This window comes from Streptomyces sp. NPDC000075 (genome assembly GCF_040301925.1).
GTDB lineage: Bacteria > Actinomycetota > Actinomycetes > Streptomycetales > Streptomycetaceae > Streptomyces > Streptomyces polychromogenes.
Genome location: NZ_JBEPFL010000014.1, coordinates 123,310 through 142,333, shown reverse-complemented (window position 1 = coordinate 142,333; position 19,024 = coordinate 123,310). Strand labels below are relative to the sequence as shown.

General features: G+C 73.8%; 20 protein-coding genes. 9 read left to right on the top strand and 11 right to left on the bottom strand.

The window, feature by feature from the left end; genetic code table 11:
* Window positions 1-8 precede the first annotated feature (8 nt).
* Together ABT403_RS18590 and ABT403_RS18585 are read left to right on the top strand one after the other, a co-directional pair.
* Window positions 9-743, top strand: coding sequence for a MerR family transcriptional regulator (locus tag ABT403_RS18590; protein ID WP_344153400.1), 735 nt, complete (start codon window positions 9-11; stop codon window positions 741-743).
* Window positions 740-1,546 carry a hypothetical protein gene (locus tag ABT403_RS18585; protein WP_344153403.1) on the top strand — a complete coding sequence of 269 codons (807 nt, stop codon included), beginning with the start codon at window positions 740-742 and terminating at the stop codon, window positions 1,544-1,546. The genes ABT403_RS18590 and ABT403_RS18585 overlap by 4 nt, the downstream gene beginning before the upstream one ends.
* Here the strand turns inward: ABT403_RS18585 and ABT403_RS18580 are convergent.
* Window positions 1,543-2,985, bottom strand: a complete 1,443-nt coding sequence (locus ABT403_RS18580) for an RNB domain-containing ribonuclease (protein WP_344153406.1) — start codon at window positions 2,983-2,985, stop codon at window positions 1,543-1,545. The genes ABT403_RS18585 and ABT403_RS18580 overlap by 4 nt on opposite strands.
* A 223-nt stretch (window positions 2,986-3,208) precedes the next feature.
* Between ABT403_RS18580 and ABT403_RS18575 the strand changes: the two genes are divergently transcribed.
* The gene (locus ABT403_RS18575; RefSeq protein ID WP_344153409.1) at window positions 3,209-4,165 is read left to right on the top strand and encodes an ArsR/SmtB family transcription factor; all 957 of its coding nucleotides are present in this window, start codon (window positions 3,209-3,211) and stop codon (window positions 4,163-4,165) included.
* A 258-nt stretch (window positions 4,166-4,423) separates the two neighbouring features.
* Window positions 4,424-5,224 carry a peroxide stress protein YaaA gene (gene yaaA / locus ABT403_RS18570; protein ID WP_344153412.1) on the top strand — a complete coding sequence of 267 codons (801 nt, stop codon included), beginning with the start codon at window positions 4,424-4,426 and terminating at the stop codon, window positions 5,222-5,224.
* A gap of 67 nt (window positions 5,225-5,291) precedes the next feature.
* Here yaaA and ABT403_RS18565 read toward each other — a convergent pair whose 3' ends face one another.
* Together ABT403_RS18565 and ABT403_RS18560 are read right to left on the bottom strand one after the other, a co-directional pair.
* Window positions 5,292-6,041 (bottom strand): bifunctional DNA primase/polymerase, encoded by a 750-nt coding sequence (locus tag ABT403_RS18565; RefSeq protein WP_344153415.1) that lies wholly within the window; start codon window positions 6,039-6,041, stop codon window positions 5,292-5,294.
* A gap of 164 nt (window positions 6,042-6,205) precedes the next feature.
* A complete protein-coding gene (locus ABT403_RS18560) occupies window positions 6,206-6,844 on the bottom strand; it encodes a TetR/AcrR family transcriptional regulator (RefSeq protein WP_344153418.1) in 639 nt (212 codons plus the stop codon).
* Window positions 6,845-6,995: 151 nt separating this feature from the next.
* On the opposite strand from ABT403_RS18560, the gene ddaH reads away from it, so the two are divergent.
* Window positions 6,996-7,808, top strand: a complete 813-nt coding sequence (ddaH, locus tag ABT403_RS18555) for a dimethylargininase (protein WP_344153421.1) — start codon at window positions 6,996-6,998, stop codon at window positions 7,806-7,808.
* Between the two features lie 48 nt (window positions 7,809-7,856).
* Here ddaH and ABT403_RS18550 read toward each other — a convergent pair whose 3' ends face one another.
* Window positions 7,857-8,873, bottom strand: coding sequence for a small ribosomal subunit Rsm22 family protein (locus ABT403_RS18550; RefSeq protein WP_344153424.1), 1,017 nt, complete (start codon window positions 8,871-8,873; stop codon window positions 7,857-7,859).
* Window positions 8,874-8,882: 9 nt separating this feature from the next.
* Entirely contained in the window at window positions 8,883-10,199 is a 1,317-nt protein-coding gene (locus ABT403_RS18545) for a multidrug effflux MFS transporter (protein ID WP_344153427.1), read from the bottom strand.
* 107 nt (window positions 10,200-10,306) lie between these two features.
* On the opposite strand from ABT403_RS18545, the gene ABT403_RS18540 reads away from it, so the two are divergent.
* Window positions 10,307-11,068: an SDR family oxidoreductase gene (locus tag ABT403_RS18540; RefSeq protein WP_344153430.1), complete on the top strand. Its 762-nt coding sequence runs from the start codon at window positions 10,307-10,309 to the stop codon at window positions 11,066-11,068.
* Window positions 11,069-11,146: 78 nt separating this feature from the next.
* Here ABT403_RS18540 and efeU read toward each other — a convergent pair whose 3' ends face one another.
* Genes efeU through efeO form a run of 3 tightly spaced genes read right to left on the bottom strand, consistent with a single transcriptional unit; the run spans window position 11,147 to window position 14,501 of the window.
* A complete protein-coding gene (gene efeU, locus ABT403_RS18535) occupies window positions 11,147-11,983 on the bottom strand; it encodes an iron uptake transporter permease EfeU (protein ID WP_344153433.1) in 837 nt (278 codons plus the stop codon).
* A 30-nt stretch (window positions 11,984-12,013) separates the two neighbouring features.
* Window positions 12,014-13,318, bottom strand: coding sequence for an iron uptake transporter deferrochelatase/peroxidase subunit (gene efeB, locus ABT403_RS18530; RefSeq protein ID WP_344153436.1), 1,305 nt, complete (start codon window positions 13,316-13,318; stop codon window positions 12,014-12,016).
* Between the two features lie 31 nt (window positions 13,319-13,349).
* Window positions 13,350-14,501: an iron uptake system protein EfeO gene (gene efeO / locus ABT403_RS18525; RefSeq protein WP_344153439.1), complete on the bottom strand. Its 1,152-nt coding sequence runs from the start codon at window positions 14,499-14,501 to the stop codon at window positions 13,350-13,352.
* Window positions 14,502-14,904: 403 nt separating this feature from the next.
* Between efeO and ABT403_RS18520 the strand changes: the two genes are divergently transcribed.
* Window positions 14,905-15,555, top strand: a complete 651-nt coding sequence (locus ABT403_RS18520; RefSeq protein WP_344153442.1) for a PhzF family phenazine biosynthesis protein — start codon at window positions 14,905-14,907, stop codon at window positions 15,553-15,555.
* Window positions 15,556-15,567: 12 nt separating this feature from the next.
* On the opposite strand, the gene ABT403_RS18515 is transcribed toward ABT403_RS18520, so the two are convergent.
* On the bottom strand, window positions 15,568-16,215 hold the full coding sequence (locus ABT403_RS18515) for a biliverdin-producing heme oxygenase (RefSeq protein WP_344153445.1): 648 nt from the start codon (window positions 16,213-16,215) through the stop codon (window positions 15,568-15,570).
* Between the two features lie 129 nt (window positions 16,216-16,344).
* On the bottom strand, window positions 16,345-17,202 hold the full coding sequence (gene map, locus ABT403_RS18510) for a type I methionyl aminopeptidase (RefSeq protein WP_344153448.1): 858 nt from the start codon (window positions 17,200-17,202) through the stop codon (window positions 16,345-16,347).
* Window positions 17,203-17,276: 74 nt separating this feature from the next.
* On the opposite strand from map, the gene ABT403_RS18505 reads away from it, so the two are divergent.
* Window positions 17,277-17,534, top strand: coding sequence for a hypothetical protein (locus tag ABT403_RS18505; RefSeq protein ID WP_344153451.1), 258 nt, complete (start codon window positions 17,277-17,279; stop codon window positions 17,532-17,534).
* 10 nt (window positions 17,535-17,544) lie between these two features.
* Here the strand turns inward: ABT403_RS18505 and ABT403_RS18500 are convergent, their stop codons facing one another.
* Window positions 17,545-18,162: a hypothetical protein gene (locus tag ABT403_RS18500; RefSeq protein WP_344153454.1), complete on the bottom strand. Its 618-nt coding sequence runs from the start codon at window positions 18,160-18,162 to the stop codon at window positions 17,545-17,547.
* A gap of 95 nt (window positions 18,163-18,257) precedes the next feature.
* On the opposite strand from ABT403_RS18500, the gene npdG reads away from it, so the two are divergent.
* A complete protein-coding gene (gene npdG, locus ABT403_RS18495) occupies window positions 18,258-18,980 on the top strand; it encodes an NADPH-dependent F420 reductase (protein WP_344153457.1) in 723 nt (240 codons plus the stop codon).
* Window positions 18,981-19,024: the final 44 nt, after the last annotated feature.

The window sequence follows — 19,024 nt, the reverse complement described above, 5'->3', positions numbered from 1 at the left end:
TGAGGGGCATGCGGATCGGAGAGATCGCCGCGCTGGTCGGGGCCACCACCCGGGCGGTCCGGCACTACCACCACGTCGGCCTGCTCCCGGAGCCGGCGCGGCGGGCCAACCGGTACCGGGCCTACACCGTGCGCGACGCCGTGCTCCTGGCGCGGGTGCGCCGGCTCACCGAACTCGGGCTGAGCCTCGACGAGGTGCGGGACGTCCTCGCGGACGACGCCGGGCGGGAGCTGGCCGACGTGCTGGCGGAGCTCGACGCCGACCTCGCCCGGCAGGAGGCCGAGCTGGCCGGGCGGCGCAGGCGGCTCGCCGTGCTGCTCGCCGCCGGGCCCGGCGAGGCCGAGCCGGTGTCGCCCGCGCTCGCCGCGCTGCTGGCGAAGGCGCCGCCGACGCACTCCCCGGCGGCCGCGAAGGACCGCGAGCACCTGACCCTGCTGGACGCCACCGGCGCGGCCGGGGAGGAGCTGTACGCCGTCCTGGGGACGCTCGCCGCCGACCCCGCCGTCCTCGCGCTCTACGAGCGGCTCGACGCACTGGCCGACGCCCCCGTCGACGACCCCCGGATCGGCCCGCTCGCGGAGGCGATGGTCGCGGCCGTCCCGGCCGCCGCCTTCGACGCGATCCCGGCCGGCGGGCCCGTCGTCCCCGGCTTCGGGGAGGCGCTGCTCGCCGAGTACGCCCCCGCCCAGGCGGAGGTCGTCCGCCGGGTGATGGCGGCCTTCGTGGGGAGGGGGCCCGCGTGAGCGCCGTGCGCGCGGCCCGGTTCGGGGCCGCCGCCGCGATACCGGGCGAGCTGGTCCTCGTCCTGTGCCTCGCGGCCGGGGTGCGCCCGCCCGGCTGGGTGACGGGCGGCGTCGAGGGGCTGGTGCTCGGGGTGCTGCTGCTGGAGGGGTGGGTGCTGGGCTCGCTGCGACGGCGCACCGGCTCCTGGCGGGAGGCCGTACGGGCCGTGGTGCCGGAGCCGGTGCGCCGGCTGCTGCTGCACGAGCTGCGGGCCTGCGCCTCGCTCGGCCGGTGGGTGGCGCGCCGCCCGCACGGGGTGCGGCCGGGGGACCTCGCCGCCGCCTACACCGGGCCGCAGACGGCGATGATGTACGGGCTGCTCTTCGTGTCGGTGATCGAGACCGTCGGGCTCGCCCTGCTCATCCCCTGGCCCGCTGTGCACCGCGTGGTGCTCGTCCTCGACGTCTACGGGGTGCTGCTGGTGCTGGCCCTGCACGCCGCCTGTGTGACCCGCCCGCACGTCGTACGGCCGGATGGGACGCTGCGGATCCGCTACGGGGCCCTGTTCGACCTCACCGTCCCGCCGGACGCGGTGGCCTCGGCCCGGGTGGACCGCCGCTACCCCGAGGGGCGGCTCGTCACCCTCACCGAGGACGGCGTGCTCGACCTGATCGTGGGCAGCCAGACGACGGTCACCCTGGAGCTGAACCGCCCGCTGGACTTCCGCCGCCCCCTCGGCGCCCGCGCGCGGGCCCGTACGGTCCGCTTCCACGCCGACGACCCCCGCGCCCTGGTCACCGCCCTGCGGAAGGCGGCGGCTTAGGCCGGCGCGAAGAGGATCTTGGCCGTGCCCGGGTCCGCCCGCGTCAGGCGGACCCGGATCCGGTCGCCCAGCGGCAGGGGGCCCGCCGGGGACTCGACCCGGCCGACCACCGCCGGGTCCTCCAGGTGCACCGTCCCGGCCTGCGGGTCCCGCTCCTCCACGTCGATGACCGTCGCGTCGAAGGTCTCCCCGACCCGGTCCTTGAGCAGGGCCGCCTCGACCAGGTCCACGCACTCGCGCTCCACGGAGTTGGCCAGCCTGCTCCCCTCCCGCATCTCGTGCGGGAGCCCCGCCAGGGCCTCCACCGCCCACGCGGGCGGCGCCGCCCCCGCCACCGCCGCCACGCACAGCTCGCCCGCGTACCGGTCGACGAGCCGCCGCAGCGGGGCCGTGCAGTGCGTGTACGGGGCCGCCACCGCCGCGTGCACGGCGTGCTCGGGCCGCTCCCCGCCGGTGAACACCGTGTACCCGGCGCCGCGCAGCAGGGCCGTGCACTCCTGGAGGAACGCGGCGTGCGCGGGGACGCGCGGGTCCAGGGAGCGCACCAGCGCGGCGTACGGGACGTGGTGCGGCCAGTCGATCCGCAGGGCCTGCGCGGCCCGCCGCAGCCGCCCCACCGCGCCGTCGGGGGCGGCCGGCAGGGTGCGCAGGATCCCGGTGCCGGCGGCCAGCATCAGGTCGGCGGCGGCCATGCCGGTCATCAGGGAGATCTGGGCGTTCCATCCGTCGGCCGGCAGCGGAGCCCGGTACGCCAGGCGGTAGGAGCCGTTCTGTCCGACGACCTCCTGCTCGGGGACGTTGAGGGAGATCCCGCCGCGTTCGGCCTCCAGTGCCTCGCGCAGGGTCCCGATGTCCTTCAGCAGGGCCAGGGCGGGTTCGGCGGTGCCGGTGTCGATGGCCTTCTGGACGCCGTCGTAGTCGAGCCTGGCCCGGCTGCGGACCAGGGCGCGGTGGACGTCGGTGGCCTGCACCCGGCCGTCGGAGTCCAGGTCGAGCCGCCACAGCAGCGCCGGACGGGTCCGGTCCGGCAGCAGGCTGGCCGCGCCCTCGGAGAGCACCTGCGGATGCAGGGGTACCCGCCCGTCGGGGAAGTAGAGGGTGGTGACCCGGCGGTGGGCCTCGCCGTCCAGGGCGCCGCCCGGGATGACGAAGGCGGCGACGTCGGCGATCGCGTAGTGGACGCGGTAGCCCCCGCCGGACCGTTTCGCCAGGTGCATGGCCTGGTCGAGGTCGACCGAGCCCGGCGGGTCGATGGTGAAGAGGGGGAGGTCGGTGGCGTCCTCGTCGGGCAGCCGGGGAGCGCCGGCGGCCCGCTCGGCCTCGGCGAGCACCTCCGCCGGGAAGGCGTCGGGCACGCCCAGACGCGTCCGCAGCTCACGCAGCGCGGCGCCCAGAGCGGCACCGTCCGCACCGGCCATGTGCATGTGACGGCGTGGCATGGACCGAGCGTATGTCCTGCCCGGGAGATCTTCTCGGCGGCCGCGCGCGGCCCGCCGCTGTCCGGATTCCCGCGCCGTGTTCCGGTGAGCGGAACACGGCGCGGAACGGCCGCGCACGACGGCGTGAAACCTCCTGGAACGCGGAGCCCGGCCGGGGCGCAATGTGGTGGGCGGATCACCCGAAACCACCGGAACCGATCGGAACTCATCCACGGGGCGGCACATGCTGTTGCGGATTCACTTCACGGGCGCCGACCTGGCGCGTACGAGCGTGGCCAGCCGGCCCGACCCCCTGTGGGAGACGGTGCTGAGCCTGCGCATGCTCCAGCACCGCACCGGCAACCCGGCGGCCGAGGCCTGGGGCCGGGCGGTCCTGGCCCGGCGGCCCGAGGGCCTGCGGACGCTCCTGCCCCTGGTGCGCCCGCTCGGCTACTTCCCCGACTTCCTCACCCCGTCCGACGGGTCCCCGGACATCGAGCGGGGCCTCGACGCCCTGGCCGCCACTCCCGCCCGCCACCTCAGCGGCGACCTGGAGGTCCTCGCCTCCGGCGGCACCCTGCCCTCCTGGACGCGGGACCTGGGCGCCGGCCGCCCCGACGCGCTGCGGGGGCTCGCCGGAGCCCTGCGCGGCTACCACGCGGCGGCGGTGGCGCCGCTGGAGCAGACGATGCGGACGACGGTCCGGGCGGAGTACGCGGCGCAGGCGAAGACGGCCGCCGAATCGGGGATCGAGGGGGTCCTGGCGGGACTGGGGCCGGGCATGCGCTGGAGGCCGCCCGTGCTGGAGGTCCAGTACCCCGTCGACCAGGAACTGCACCTGGCCGGGCGGGGCCTGCTCCTCGTCCCCACCCTGTTCCGCGCCCGCACCCCCGTCTCGCTCCTCGACCCGGAGCTGCCGCCGGTCCTCACCTATCCCGCCCGGCGCACCGTCTCCCCGGACGACTCCGCCGGGAGGAAACTCGTACCGCTGATCGGGCGCACCCGCAGCGAGATCCTGCACCACACCTCGGAGGGCTCCCGCAGCACCTCGGAACTGGCCCGGCTGGTGGGCATGTCCCAGGCCTCGGTCAGCCACCACACCTCGGTGCTGCGCGCGGCGGGCCTGATCAGCTCGACCCGGCACCGGAACTCGGTGCTGCACGCGGTGACCTCCCTGGGTTCCCTCCTACTGCGCGGGTGAGGCGGCGTCCAGCTCTTTCGAACCTGCTCGAAACACCTGGACGGGGACCGGTGGCGGGCCGGACAGTCGTCCTGCACCGCAGCACGAGGGCGACGAGGCACCGCCCACCACGGACCCCCCACCGGCGGCCACGACCCGCCCCGGCCCCAGTGGCCCGGGCGCGGCCGTGGCCGTTCGCCCGTGACCGGCCGACGGCGGGCCGTCTACCCTGGCCCGGGGGCCGCACCCCCGCGTCGTGCCATCGATAGGAGAACCACCGTGCTCGTGCTGCTGCCGCCCTCCGAGGGAAAGGCCGCCGGCGGCTCCGGCGCTCCGCTCGACCCCGCCTCGCTGTCGCTGCCCGGGCTCGCCGGGGCGCGGGCGGCCGTGCTGGAGGAGCTGGTCGAGCTGTGCGCGGGCGACGAGCTCAAGGCCCGCGAGGTGCTGGGGCTCAGCGAGGGGCTGCGCGGCGAGGTCGCCAAGAACGCGGGCCTGCGGTCGGCGCCGGCCCGGCCGGCGGGGGAGATCTACACCGGGGTCCTCTACGACGCCCTGGACCTGGCCGGCCTGCCCGCCGGTGCGCGGGCGCTGGCCGAGCGGACGCTGCTGGTGTTCTCCGGGCTGTGGGGCGCGGTGCGGGTGACCGACCGGATCCCCTCGTACCGGTGCTCGATGGGCGTGAAGCTGCCGGGGCTCGGGGCGCTGGGCGCGTACTGGCGCACGCCGATGGCCGAGGTGATGCCGGAGGCGGCGGGGGACGGGCTGGTGCTGGACCTGCGCTCGTCGGCGTACGCGTCGGCGTGGAAGCCGAAGGGGGAGACGGCCGGGCGCACGGCCACCGTGCGGGTGCTGCACTCGCAGACGGTGGACGGGGTGGAGAAGCGGTCGGTGGTGAGCCACTTCAACAAGGCGACGAAGGGGCGGCTGGTGCGGGACCTGCTGGTGGCGGGGATCGAGCCGGGGGACCCGGCGGAGCTGGTGGCCGCGCTGCGGGACCTGGGGTACGTGGTCGAGGCCGGGGCTCCCGCGAAGGCGGGGCGGGCGTGGTCCCTCGACGTGGTCGTCACCCAGATCCACTGAACCGGTCGCCGCCGGGGCCCCGCGGAGCCCCGGCGGTGTCTGAGACGGGGCTCAGCGGCTCAGCGGCTCAGCGCCCGAGGGGCCAGGCGACGGCCGACGGGGTCTGGTCCGCCGTGCCGGCGTACTGGGCGCAGGCGTCCGTGAGGGTTTCCAGCAGGGTCAGCGGGTCCGGCAGCGGGTGGCGGACGTCGCGCACCCACGTCACCGCGAAGTCACCCGGCAGCGCCGCCGGCGGCAGCAGCACGTAGCTGCCACGGCAGTGCCACCGCAGACCGGGATGCTCGTCCATCGTCTCGGGATGGCAGTCCAGCTCGCAGGGCCACCACTCGTCCTCGTCCTCGGGCGTACCCCGGGTGGCCGTGAAGAAGAGCATCCGGGCCTGGTCGCCCGTACCGCCCGACTCGGCGACGGGGCCGACCTCGACGCCTGCGGCGAGCAGCCGTTCCAGGGCGCTGCGGCCGGCTTCGAGGGGGACGTCCAGGACGTCGTGGACCATGCCGGTCGCGGTGATGAAGTTGGCCTGGGGCTGGTTGCGGGCCCAGCGCTCGATCTGGGCGCGGTCGGTGGTCGACTGGGTCTGCCAGGCGAAGGAGACCGGGTGCCGGGCGGGCGTGGGACAGCCGATGCGGTCGCACGAACATCGGTAGCCGGCGGGATGGGCGGCCGGGGCGACCGGGAGGCCGGCGGCGGCGACGGCCAGGAGGAGCGCTTCGCGTTCCCTGCCGGGGTCCTCGGGAGCGGCCTTCGAGCGGCGGCGCAGCCACTGGGAAATCCTGCTCTGCTCGCCGCGTTTGACGCGGCCGGACTCAGACCCCATCTATCCCCTCACCTCACCGTTGCCCCGGCAGACCGATCCATGGTCCCACCATCCCGAGGGCCGGGTGACCGCACCCCCCGTTCCCGCCCCAGCCCCTACTTCCCGCCAAAAACGCACAATCCGGCCATATGTTCCCGGCGTTGCCGAGGTCACGGGGCGTCCGGCTATCGGACGGTGACTTTTGCCACGCCGTCCGCACCCCCCGCGCCGCCCACACCGGCCAGCACGGAATCCACCAGCGCGTCCGTGAAGGCGTGCGTCAGGGGCGCCGTCCGCAGCAGCCACCGGTACGTCAGCGGCCCCACGAGCATCTCCGTCACCAGCCGCAGGTCGGCGTCCGCCGCGAGCTGGCCGGCGTCCCGGGCCGCCCGCAACCGGGCCTCGTACAGGGCGAGCTGGGGCTCCAGCAGCTGCTCGGTGAAGCGCGCCGACAGGTCGGGGTCGGTCGCCCCGGCCGCCGTCAGGGCGCGCGCGGGGGCCTCGTAGCGGGGGTCGGAGAACTCGTCGACGGTGGCTCGCAGGACGGCTTTCAGGTCGGCCGCCAGGTCACCCGTATCGGGGAAGCCGGACCAGCCCGTGTCCGTCCAGGCCTCCCCGGACAGCGCCAGCGAGGCGTCCAGCAGGACGGCCGCCTTCGAGGGCCACCAGCGGTAGATGGTCTGCTTGCCGACGCCCGCGCGGGCGGCGATGGCCTCGATGGTCAGCTTGTTGTAGCCGACCTCGCCGACGAGGGCGAGGGCGGAGTCGAGGATGGCGCGCCGGGAGTGCTCGCTGCGGCGGCTGGAGTCGGGGGCCTTGGTCACCGGCCCAACGTACCAACCCCGGCGAGACGTCTCGTCTCCCGGCCGTTGTGGTAAACCACCCGATCGGTTCACTGTGCGACCGCATCCCGAGGAGGGACGATTCTCTGCGTACACACCCGTACCGTGAGTCCGCAGTCGTGAGGAGCCTTCTTTGCGCAGAGACGCCACACCCCGGCGCTACCTGATGTGCCCACCCGCACACTTCAAGGTCACGTACTCCATCAACCCGTGGATGGACCCCACGAAACCGGTGGACCTGCCCCTCGCCCTCGCGCAGTGGGAGGACCTGCGAGACCGCTACCTCTCCCTCGGGCACACCGTCGAGACCCTGGAACCGGACCCGGGCCTGCCCGACATGGTGTTCGCCGCGAACGGCGCCCTCGTCGTCGACGGCCGGGTCCTCGGCGCCCGCTTCGCCTACCCGGAACGCGCCGCCGAGGCGGAGATCCACCTCGACTGGTTCCGGACGCACGGCTTCACCGACGTCCACGAGCCCTCGCACGTCAACGAGGGCGAGGGGGACTTCGCCGTCACCGCCAGCTGGATCCTGGCGGGCCGCGGCTTCCGCTCCAGCCCGCTCTCGCACGACGAGGCGCAGGAGTTCTTCGGCCGCCCCGTCATCGGCCTCGACCTGGTGGACCCGCGCTACTACCACCTGGACACGGCGCTGTGCGTGCTCGACGGCGACGAGATCATGTACCATCCGCCGGCCTTCTCCCCGGGCAGCCGGGCCGTGCTGCGCCGGCTCTTCCCGGACGCCCTGCTCGTGGACGCCCCGGACGCGGCCGCCTTCGGCCTCAACTCCGTCTCCGACGGGCGGCACGTGCTGCTCCCGCAGGCCGCGACCGGGCTGCTGGCACCGCTGCGCGAGCGCGGCTTCGAACCGGTCCCCATGGACCTGGGCGAGCTGCTCAAGGGCGGCGGCAGCGTGAAGTGCTGCACCCAGGAGCTGCGGCCGGCCTAGGCCGGCCCGGCGGCCCGGGGCCGCGGCGCCCCGCCCCCCCCGGGACCCCTAGAGGTCCCGGTCCGGGGCGTCCGCCGGGGGCCACTGCTCGCCCCACTCGGCGTCCCGGGCCGCCTTGTAGAGGTCGCCGTGGCGCTTGGTGACGGTGGCCCGGCCCAGCCCCTCCGCCTCGGGACCGCACAGGTCCAGCAGGACGAGCCCCTTCCGGATCTGCGGCTTGCGCGTGATCCGGGAGGGGACGGGCGCCGTGGGGAAACGGGTCGCGGCCACGTAGGCGAACTTCTCGTCCTCGTACGGCAGGGAGCCGCCCTTGACCTGCCGGTGCAGGGAGGAGCGGCTGACCCGGGCCGCGAAGTGGCACCAGTCCCGGCCCACGTCGATCGGGCAGGTCCCGTCGTGCGGGCAGGGCGCGGCCACCTTCAGCCCAGCGGCGATCAGCTGGTCGCGGGCCTCACGGATGCGCAGGTACCCCTCGGGCGTGCCCGGCTCGATCAGGACGACGGCCTGCCCGGCGCGGGCCGCCTCCGCGACGACCGCCCGGCGGGCCGGCTCGGTCAGCTCGCCCAGTACGTACGAGACGGTGACCAGGTCCGCGTCGGGCAGGGCGATCCCGGTCCCGATGACGGCCCGGCGCCAGTCGGCCGCGCGCAGGGTGTCCGAGGCCGAGCGGGCGGCCAGCTCCTTGCCGAGGGCGAGGGCCGGCTCCGCCCAGTCCAGCACCGTCGTCGTGCGGGGCCCGTCCCAGGTGGCGTCCACCGCCCAGGTCGCGGCGCCCGTCCCGCCGCCCACGTCCACGTGCGAGCCCGGCACCCACGCGGGCGCGGCCTCCGCCAGCCCGTCCAGCGCCGACCGTACGGCCTCGAAGGTGGCCGGCATCCGGTACGCCGCGTACGCCGCGACGTCGGAGCGGTCGCGCAGGACGGGGGCGTCGGTGGGGATGGTGCCCCGGTAGTTGGCGATGAGCCGCTCGACGGCGGCCGTGGCCTGCTTCGGCGGGAGTCCGTCGAGCAGCCCGCCGAGGGCGCTGCGGAGGGTTTCGGCGGTGGTGGGGGCGGTGGCGTTCACCAGCGAAGTTTACGGCGCGGCCGGGGCGCCCGGTACGGCCATGGGCTCCCGGTCCCGCCAGGGGCGGCACAGGGCGAGGAAGCAGCCGGCCGCCAGCAGCGAGCAGCTCAGCTGGACCAGGGCCATCGGCACGGCCGTGTGCTCGCCCGCGATCCCGACCAGCGGGGAGGCCACCGCGCCCACGAGGAAGGAGGAGGTGCCGAGGAGCGCGGACGCCGATCCGGCGGCGTGCGGGGTGCGCATCAGGGCCTGCGCGTTGGTGTTGGGCAGCACCAGGCCCATCGCCGACATCAGCACGAACAGGGCGGCGGCGACGGGCACCAGACCGGTCTCCCCGAACACCCCGGTGGACATCAGCAGCAGGGCCACCGAGGCCGTGGTGAGCACGGCGATGCCGACGGCGAGGACCTTGTCCAGGCTGACCCGGCCGACCAGCAGCTTGCCGTTGACCTGGCCGACGACGATCAGCCCGACGGAGTTGAGGCCGAAGAGCAGGCTGAAGGCCTGCGGGGAGGCGCCGTAGATCTCCTGGACGACGAAGGGCGAGGCGGAGATGTACGAGAAGAGCACGGCGAAGGCGAACCCGCCCGCCAGGGTGTAGCCGGCGAAGACCCGGTCGGCGAGGAGCCCCCGCATGGTCCGCAGGGCGGCGCCCACGCCGCCGGTCTGCCGCCGCTCCGGCGGCAGCGTCTCGCCGAGGCCGCGCCAGACCACGAGGGTCAGCGCGAGGCCGACGGCGGTGAGGACGACGAACACCCCGCGCCAGTCGGCGAAGCGGAGCACCTGGCCGCCGATCAGCGGGGCGATGATCGGGGCGGTGCCGGATATGAGCATCAGGGTGGAGAAGAAGCGGGCCATCTCGACCCCGTCGTACAGGTCGCGGACGACGGCCCGCGCGATGACGATGGCCGCCGCCCCGGCCAGGCCCTGGAGCAGCCGGAAGCCGATCAGCAGTCCGGCGGAGGGGGCGAGGGCGCACACCGCGGTGGCGAGGACGTAGACGGCCATACCGGTGAGCAGCGGCCGGCGCCGCCCCCACTTGTCGCTCATGGGCCCGATGACCAGCTGGCCGAGCGCCATGCCGGCGAGGCAGGAGGTCAGGGTGAGCTGGACGGTCGCGGCCGGGCTGCCCAGGGCGGTGGTGACCTCCGGCAGGGCCGGGAGGTACATGTCCATGGACAGCGGGGGCAGAGCGGTCAGGCCGCCGAGGATGAAGGTGACCAGCAGGCCGGTGCGGCGCGCGGCGGTCAGGGGGACGGTGGCGGGGGCCACGGGGGAAGGCTGCGGCCCGTGCGAGGGGGCCGCCGAGGGGCCTCTCTCCGACATACGCACTCCAGTCTTTTCATCTGCTTTATGTGCCCCTGACCGACCCATGCTCTCAGCTGGCGGAACGTTCCGGGACGGATGTCCGGTGTGACGTACTCTGCGGCCCCATGAGCGCACGTGGGAACAAGATCGCTGTAGTGACCGGGGCCGGCTCCGGTATCGGCCGCTCCGTGGCCCTCGCCCTCGCGGGGGCCGGCTGGTCGGTGGCCGTGGCCGGGCGCCGGACCGGACCCCTGGAGGAGACCGCCGCGGCGGCCGGTCAGGGCGCGGACGTCCTTCCGGTACGGGCGGACGTGAGCGCCCCGGGCGACGTCACCACGCTGTTCGAGACCGTACGGGAGCGGTACGGCCGCCTCGACCTGCTGTTCAACAACGCCGGCACCTTCGGCCCGGCCGGGGTCCCGCTGGAGGACATCGCGTACGAGGAGTGGCGCCAGGTCGTCGACGTCAACCTCACCGGGGCCTTCCTCTGCGCGCAGGGGGCCTTCCGGGTGATGAAGGAACAGGACCCGCAGGGCGGCCGCATCATCAACAACGGCTCCATCTCGGCCCACGTCCCGCGCCCGAACTCGATCGCCTACACCGCGACCAAGCACGCCATGACCGGCCTGACGAAGTCCCTGTCGCTGGACGGGCGCCCGTACCGGATCGCCTGCGGGCAGATCGACATCGGCAACGCGGCGACGGACATGACGGCGCGGATGCGGACCGGGATCCTCCAGGCGAACGGGCAGCTCGCGGTCGAGCCGGTCATGGACGCGGCGGACGTGGCCCGCACGGTCCTGCACATGGCCGAGCTCCCGCTGGAGGCCAACGTCCAGTTCGCCACCGTGATGGCGACCGCCATGCCGTACATCGGCCGCGGCTAGCCGCGGAACGGAAAACGGCGCCCGGTTCGTCCCCGCGGAGGGGGGAGCGAACCGGGCGCCGGGCTCTTCGGGCGGAGGCTACTTCACCGCGGCCGGGGTCTTGGCCGCGCCGCGCACGCCCGCCGGGAGCAGGAACAGGGTCAGGACCGCCGCGAGGTACAGGGTCCAGACGACGACCTGCGCCACCGTCGGGTCCGGCTGGAAGTTGAAGACGCCCTTGAGGAGCACCCCGTACCAGCTGTCCTGCGGGACCGCCGAGCTGATGTCGAACGCCTTGTTCTGCAGGCCGCCGAGGAACCCGGCCTCCTGGAGGTCGTGGACCCCGTACGCGAGGACGCCCGCCGCCACGATGACCAGCATCCCGCCGGTCCACGTGAAGAACTTCGACAGGTTGATCTTCAGCGCGCCCCGGTAGAACAGCCAGCCCAGGACGATCGCCGTCCCGATGCCCAGCAGCACACCGATCAGCGGCGCCGAGGAACCCTCCCCGCTGGCCCGCACCGACGCCCACACGAACAGCGCCGTCTCCAGGCCCTCACGGCCCACCGCCAGGAACGCGGTCGCGACCAGCGCGCCGGTGCCCATGGCGAGCGCCGCGTCGAGCTTGCCCTGGAGCTCGCTCTTCAGGTGCCGGGCGGTCTTCTTCATCCAGAAGACCATCCACGTCACCAGGCCGACCGAGACGATCGACAGGCTGCCGCCGAGCAGCTCCTGCGCCTCGAAGGTCAGCTCCTGCGTGCCGAAGGTGAGCAGCGCGCCGAAGGCCAGCGAGATCGAGCAGGCGATGCCGATGCCGAGCCACACGGGCCGCAGCGCGGCCCGGTTCCCGGTCTTGACCAGGTAGGCGACCAGGATGCAGACGACCAGGCTCGCTTCGAGGCCCTCGCGCAGGCCGATCAGATAGTTGCCGAACACGGCGTTTCCTCTCCGGAAGGGACTACGCGACTACGCGAACAGCGCCCGGCCCCACCAGTCGTCCTTGTCGCGGACGCCCGGCGGGACGGCGAAGACGGCCGAGCCCACGTGCTGGATGTACTCGTTCAGCGCGTCGTTCTTCGACAGCCGGCGCTGGATCGCGACGAAGCCCTTGCGGACGTCGCGCTGGTAGGCGAGGAAGAACAGGCCCGCGTCGAGCCGGCCCAGACCGTCCGTGCCGTCGGTGAAGGAGTAGCCGCGGCGCAGGATGGTCGCGCCGTCATTGCTGTCGGGGTGCGCGAGGCGCACGTGCGAGTCGGGCTTCATCGCCTTCAGGAACGGTTCGTCGCGCTCCTTGGACTTGCCGACCGGGGCGCCCTCGCCCTTGTCGCGGCCGAAGATGTCCTCCTGCTCCCGCAGGGAGGTGCGGTCCCAGGTCTCGATGTGCATCCGGATGCGGCGGGCGACCAGGTACGAGCCGCCGGTCATCCAGTCGCTGCCGTCGCCCGCGCCGACCCACACGTGCTTGTCGAGGGCGGCGGTGTCGGTGCCGGAGATGTTCCGGGTGCCGTCCTTGAAGCCCATCATGTTGCGCGGGGTCTGCTCGTCGGGCGTGGTCGAGGAGGTCTTGCCGAAGCCGAGCTGCGACCAGCGGACCGCGACCTTGCCGAAGCCGATGCGGGCCAGCTGGCGGATGGCGTGCACCGCGACCTGCGGGTCGTCGGCGCAGGCCTGGACGCACAGGTCGCCGCCGGAGCGGGCCTGGTCCAGGTTGTCGCCGGGGAAGGCCTCCAGGTCCACCAGGGCCTCGGGGCGCTTGCCCTCCAGGCCGAAGCGGTCCTTGGCGAACAGGCCCGGGCCGACGCCGAAGGTCAGGGTCAGGCGGGAGGGCTTGAGGCCCAGGGCCTCGCCGGTGTCGGTCGGCGGGGCCTCGGGCACGCCCTCGAACACGTCGCCGACGGGCAGGCCGGCCGTCATCAGCCGGGCGGCGGCCGTCCAGTCCTTGAGGAGCTTGACGAGCTCCTCGCGGTCCTTCGTCTTCACGTCGAAGGCCGCGAAGTGCAGCCGGTCCTGGACGGCGCTGGCGATGCCCGCCTGGTGCTCGCCGTGGAAGGGCACGGCCGCGCCGGCGGAGGCCGCCGGCGCGATGTCCGAGCCGCCGCCCAGGGCGGCCACGGCGCCGCCGGCGGCGGCCGCGCCGAGCGCGAGCCCGGCACCGCCCCAGCCGAGGACGGAACGGCGCGACGGCGCGGTCGCGCCCCCGGTGGATTCCTGGGCGGACTCCTGGGCGGACTCCTGGGCCTCGGACACCTTCGGCTCCTGGGCGTCGGTCATGGTGGGATCTCCCGCTCTGCCTGGCTGTGGACTACTTGGCGACCGCTGCGGCCAGCTTCGAGAGCGGCTCGGCCAGGGCGCTGACGCCGTCCGAGAGCTCCTTGCGCTGGGCCTCGCCGACCTTGTCGTACGAGGTGAACTCGTAGGTGTTCTTGTCGGCCCGGTACTTGTCCAGGAGGGTGTTCAGCGCGGCGAACTGGGTGTCCAGCTGCTTGGCGAGCTCGGGGTCGTTCTTCGCGGTGACGGCCTTGAGGAGCTCGTAGGACTTCTCGGCGCCCTCGACGTTGCCCTTGAAGTCGACCAGGTCGGTGTGGCTGTAGCGCTCCTCCTCGCCCGTCACCTTGCCGGTGGCGACCTCGTCGAGGAGCTCCTTGGCACCGTTGGCCATGGAGGTCGGGGTGATCTCCGCCTCGCCGACCTTCTTCTGCCAGGCGGTGAGGTCGGTGATCAGGGTGTCGGCGAGCTTCTTGTCGTTGTCGTCGATCTTGTTGTCCTGGAAGAGGGACTTCTCCAGGCGGTGCCAGCCGGTCCAGTCCTTCGCCGGGTCCTGGCCGGCCTCCAGGCCGTCCTCGCGGACGTCGACCTTCGGGTCGATGTCGCCGAAGGACTCGGCGACCGGCTCGGTGCGCTCCCAGCCCAGGCGGGAGGGGGCGTAGGCCTTCTTCGCGGCCTCCAGGTCGCCGGCCTTGACGGCGTCGGCGAAGGCCTGCGCCTTCGGCAGGGTCTCGTCGGCCTGCTCCTGGACGTACTTGCGGTACGCGGCCACGGCGGCGTCCAGCTCGGGGCTGCGCTTCTCGGCGCCGCCCTTGCCGGTGGCCTTGACCTTGGTGCGGATGCCGTCGCCCTTCATGCCGGGCTTGCAGGTGAAGAGGTAGTCGCCCGCCTTGATCTCGGCGGTGATGGTGGCCTTGGTGCCGGGGCCGATGTTCTCGCGCTCGGCGACGATGCGGTCGTCCGGGAAGAGCACGTACAGCTCGGTGACCTTGGAGCCCTTGTTCTCGACCTCGATGGAGACCTTGCCCGCCGGGAAGTCGGTCTTGGAGACCTCGCACGCGCTGTCGGTCGCGTTCACGTGGATCGCGTCCGAGCCGCCCTTGTCGCTCTTCTCAGCGCAGCCGGTGACGGCGGTGAGCGCGGCGACGGCTGCGGCCGCGGTGAGGACGGTGAGGCGGGCGGGGCGCATAGGGGCTCCTGGCGAGGGTGGAGGCGTGGGGCGGCCTTGGTGAGGCGGACCTAACTTAACCGAGGCTTACCTGACCGATACCCACTCGTCCAGTGATTCAGCTCTCACCTTCCGGCCCCGGACACGGGGCCGTCACGGCCGCTCCATGACCGGCTCAAGCGAAAGTCAAGCGCGGGTCAAGTCCCCGTCCGCATTCCGTGCGGGACCGGGGTCACCGTCCGGTTTCGCCCGGTCTCGCCCGCGCCGGGGAGCACCGGGGGGCGCACCGGTGCGCGGGGCGCGGGAGCACCTCCACCGGCCGCCGCGCGAGGCCCTTGACCCCGGTGGCGGCCATGGCCGCGGCCATGGCTGCGACCCCGCCGCGCGGAACCGGGGTCCGGCCGGCCCGTGCTTGAATGCCGCTGTGAACGATCTCGACGTGATCAAGGTGTTCTGCGCGGCTGACGGCCGCCACGGCAACCTGCTCGGCGTCGTCCGCGACGGCCGCACCGTCCCGGACGACGCGGCCCGGCAGGCCCTCGCCGCCGAACTCGGCTACAGCGAGACGGTGTTCGTCGACGACCCCGAGCGCGGCGTCGTCGACATCCGCACCCCCGGCACGCGCATGTCCTTCGCCGGGCACCCGCTGGTCGGACTCGCCTGGCTGCTCGACATCGAGGAGCTCCAGCCGGCCGCCGGATCCGTATGGGCCCGCCACGACGGCGAGTTCACCTGGATCACGGCCCGCCCCGAGTGGGTCACCGCCAAGCGCACGCGGCAGTACGCCAGCGCCGCCGAGGTCGACGCGCTGCCCACCCCGCCGCCCGGCGAGGGCTGGCTCTACGCCTGGGCCTGGGAGGACGAGCCCGCCGGGCGGATCCGCGCCCGGGGCTTCCCGCGCCGCCCCGACGGGGCCATCGCGGAGGACGAGGCCACCGGCTCGGCGGCGATCCTCCTCACCGCCGAGCTGAACCGCGCCCTGAACATCACCCAGGGCGCCGGCTCCCAGCTCCTGACGGCCCCGGCCCCGGACGGCACGGTGGAACTGGGCGGCCGGGTCCGCTTCGCGTCGTAGCCCCTACGCGCCCTACGCGCTGATCCGGAACTCCTCGCCCAGCTCCCGGAACACGGCCCCGTTGAAGTCGAAGGCCCGCTTGCACTCGTCGACGATCCGCCGCTTCTCCAGATCGTCGGCGGCGATCGCGTCGAGCAGCTCCCGGTACTCCCGCTTGAACGCCGCCGGATTGGCGATGTCCGCGAAGACGTAGAACCGCACCCCGTCGCCCTTGCGCGCGAAACCCCAGGTCCGCTCCGCCTTGTCCCGGATGATCTGCCCGCCGGAGAGGTCGCCCAGGTAGCGGGTGTAGTGGTGGGCGACGTACCCGCCCGGCCAGCTCCGCGCGCAGTGCGCCACGCGGGCCGCGTACGCCTCCGTCGCGGGCAGCGCCGTCGCCGCCTCCCGCCAGCCGGGCCCGGCCAGGTGCGCCAGGTCCCGCTCGATCTCGGCGACGCGCATCAGCTCCGGCCGTATGAACGGGCCCGCCACCGGGTCCGCGCGCAGCGCGTCGGCCGCGTCCTCCAGCGCCCGGTACACGAACCACAGCTGCTCGGTGTAGCGGGTGTAGGCGTCCACCCCGAGCCGCCCGCCGAGCAGGTCGCTCATGAACGTGGAGGTCTCGGCTTCGGTGTGCTGCTCGTGCGAGGCGACGCGGATGACCGTGGAGAAGGCGTCCACAACGGACCTCCGGGGAGAGGAATCGGGCGCGGCGACACCGCCGCCACGCCCGATCTTCCTGCTTAGGCATACCTAAGTCAATGTGTTCCCGACGCGTTGTCGGTAAAAAATCCCCTACGGCGCGTGCCGCTACGGCAGGGTGAGGATCTCCGCCCCCGTCTCCGTGACCACCAGCGTGTGCTCGAACTGCGCCGTCCGCTTGCGGTCCTTGGTCACGACCGTCCAGCCGTCGTCCCACATGTCGTACTCGTGCGTGCCCAGGGTCAGCATCGGCTCGATCGTGAACGTCATGCCCGGCTCCATGACCGTCGTCGCGTGCGGGCTGTCGTAGTGCGGGATGATCAGGCCGGAGTGGAAGGACGAGTTGATGCCGTGCCCGGTGAAGTCCCGGACCACGCCGTAGCCGAACCGCTTCGCGTACGACTCGATGACCCGGCCGATGACGTTGATCTGACGGCCGGGCTTGACCGCCTTGATGGCCCGGTTCAGCGACTCCCGGGTCCGCTCCACCAGCAGCCGCGACTCCTCGTCCACCTCGCCGCACAGGTAGGTGGCGTTGTTGTCGCCGTGCACGCCCCCGATGTACGCCGTCACGTCGAGGTTGACGATGTCGCCGTCGCGCAGCACCGTCGAGTCGGGGATGCCGTGGCAGATGACCTCGTTGAGCGAGGAGCACAGCGACTTGGGGAAGCCCCGGTAGCCGAGCGTCGACGGGTACGCGCCGTGGTCGCACATGTACTCGTGCGCGACCCGGTCCAGCTCGTCCGTGGTCACCCCCGGCGCGATGTGCTTGGCGGCCTCCTCCATCGCCTGCGCGGCGATGCGGCCGGCGACGCGCATGGCCTCGATGGTCTCGGCGGACTGCACCTCGGGGCCGGTGTACGGCTTGGGGCCGGGCTTGCCCACGTACTCGGGCCGGCGGATGTTTCCGGGAACGGAACGGGCGGGAGAGAGCTCGCCTGGTACGAGCAGCGACTGGCCAGACATGCAAGCGAGTGTATCCAGCGGGCATGGGGCAGCATGGCGCTGGAGAAACGAGGACCGAGAGGAGCCGGGAGACGATGGCCCTGTTCAAGAAGCGCCAGGTGGGCAAACCGGGCGAGTGGTACTACTGCCTGGTCCACCACAAGGTCGAGGAGGGCCCCGAGTGCCCCGCCAAGGACCGCTTCGGCCCGTACGCGACCCCCGAGGAGGCCGCGCACGCCATGGAGACGGCCCAGGAGCGCAACCTCGAATGGCAGAACGATCCCAACTGGAACGACAAGACCCGCGAGGGTCAGGGGGAGGAGGGGGACGGCACGGGCACCGCGACGCCCTGACGCCTCCCCCCTACCAGCGGCTGGGCGGCGGCGCGGCCAGTTGATCGGCCAGCCGCGCCAGCCGGTCGCGCAGCCGGCGCCGGCCCGTGCCCCCGCCCCGCCGCACCGGGAGCCCGTTCTCCCCGGCGGCGGCCCCGACGAGGTGCTGCACGGTGTCCAGGTCCAGGGCGCCGTTCTCGGCCGGCACCGACAGCGCGTCGTGCGCGAGGGCCCCCAGGTCCGCGTCCCCGCCGTCCAGGGACAGTACGGTCGCCCCCGCGCGCCGGGCGTCGTGCACCCGCTCCAGCAGCCCCTCGCCCGGCGGCCCCGGGGCCACCACCAGCAGGGTGTGCCCGCGCCGGGCCGCCTCCAGCCTGCTCAGCCCGACCGACAGGTGCGGCGGCGCGTCCGGCAGCACGCGGTGCCGCACGAGCGTCGGCGCCAGCTCCGCCCGGCCGGACCAGGCGGCCTCGTCCACCAGGTGCGCCGCCAGGTGCCAGGGCTCGTACCGCTCCGTCCCCACCAGCAGCAGGCCCCCGCCGGCCGGCAGCACCGCCCGCCGCAGCGACCCGGCGAACCTCCGCGCCTCACCCGGCCACGGCGTCCCCGCCAGCACCTCGCGCAACAGAGCCACCCTCACGGCATCCATGGCCCGCATCCTGCCGCACCCGACGCGCCGCGGAAGGCGCTTCCCCACCGCGCCACCCCTTCGGCCCCCGCCTACCCGGCAGTACGCTCGCCCCCATGACTTCCTCGACTTCCCCGACCTCCTCAGACAGCACGCAGAAGCCGCCGGCCAAGGACCCCTGGGACCTCCCCGACGTCTCCGGCCTGGTCGTCGGCGTCCTCGGCGGCACCGGCGACCAGGGCCGCGGCCTCGCCTACCGGCTCGCCCTGGCCGGCCAGAAGGTGATCATCGGCTCCCGCGCCGCCGACCGTGCCGAGACCGCTGCCCGCGAGCTGGGCCTCGGCGTCGAGGGCGCGGACAACGCCACCTGCGCCCGCCGCAGCGACATCGTGATCATCGCCGTGCCCTGGGAGGGCCACGCCAAGACCCTGGAGGCCCTGCGCGAGGACCTCGCGGGCAAGCTCGTCGTGGACTGCGTCAACCCGCTGGGCTTCGACAAGCAGGGCGCCTACGCCCTCAAGGTCGAGGAGGGCAGCGCCGCCCAGCAGGCCGCCGCCCTGCTCCCGGACTCCCGCGTCACCGCCGCCTTCCACCACCTCTCGGCGGTCCTCCTCCAGGACACCTCGGTCGAGGAGATCGACACCGACGTCATGGTCCTCGGCGAGTCCCGCGCCGACACCGACCTGGTCCAGGCCCTCGCGGGCCGCATCCCCGGCATGCGCGGCGTCTTCGCGGGCCGTCTGCGGGGCGCTCACCAGGTGGAGGCGATGGTCGCCAACCTCATCTCGGTGAACCGCCGCTACAAGGCCCACGCGGGCCTGCGCCTCACCGACGTCTGAGCCCCACCGCACCCGGGCCCCGTACCGGGCCCGGGGCGCGGGGT

Excerpts from the sequence above, each read along its gene's own strand:
- efeB (WP_344153436.1), bottom strand. The coding sequence starts at position 13,318 with ATGACCGACGCCCAGGAGCCGAAGGTGTCCGAGGCCCAGGAGTCCGCC.
- efeO (WP_344153439.1), bottom strand. The coding sequence starts at position 14,501 with ATGCGCCCCGCCCGCCTCACCGTCCTCACCGCGGCCGCAGCCGTCGCC.
- ABT403_RS18565 (WP_344153415.1), bottom strand. The coding sequence starts at position 6,041 with ATGGGGTCTGAGTCCGGCCGCGTCAAACGCGGCGAGCAGAGCAGGATT.
- npdG (WP_344153457.1), top strand. The coding sequence starts at position 18,258 with ATGACTTCCTCGACTTCCCCGACCTCCTCAGACAGCACGCAGAAGCCG.
- ABT403_RS18500 (WP_344153454.1), bottom strand. The coding sequence starts at position 18,162 with ATGGATGCCGTGAGGGTGGCTCTGTTGCGCGAGGTGCTGGCGGGGACG.
- ABT403_RS18545 (WP_344153427.1), bottom strand. The coding sequence starts at position 10,199 with ATGTCGGAGAGAGGCCCCTCGGCGGCCCCCTCGCACGGGCCGCAGCCT.
- ABT403_RS18505 (WP_344153451.1), top strand. The coding sequence starts at position 17,277 with ATGGCCCTGTTCAAGAAGCGCCAGGTGGGCAAACCGGGCGAGTGGTAC.
- ABT403_RS18575 (WP_344153409.1), top strand. The coding sequence starts at position 3,209 with ATGCTGTTGCGGATTCACTTCACGGGCGCCGACCTGGCGCGTACGAGC.
- ABT403_RS18580 (WP_344153406.1), bottom strand. The coding sequence starts at position 2,985 with ATGCCACGCCGTCACATGCACATGGCCGGTGCGGACGGTGCCGCTCTG.
- ABT403_RS18540 (WP_344153430.1), top strand. The coding sequence starts at position 10,307 with ATGAGCGCACGTGGGAACAAGATCGCTGTAGTGACCGGGGCCGGCTCC.
- ABT403_RS18590 (WP_344153400.1), top strand. The coding sequence starts at position 9 with ATGCGGATCGGAGAGATCGCCGCGCTGGTCGGGGCCACCACCCGGGCG.
- map (WP_344153448.1), bottom strand. The coding sequence starts at position 17,202 with ATGTCTGGCCAGTCGCTGCTCGTACCAGGCGAGCTCTCTCCCGCCCGT.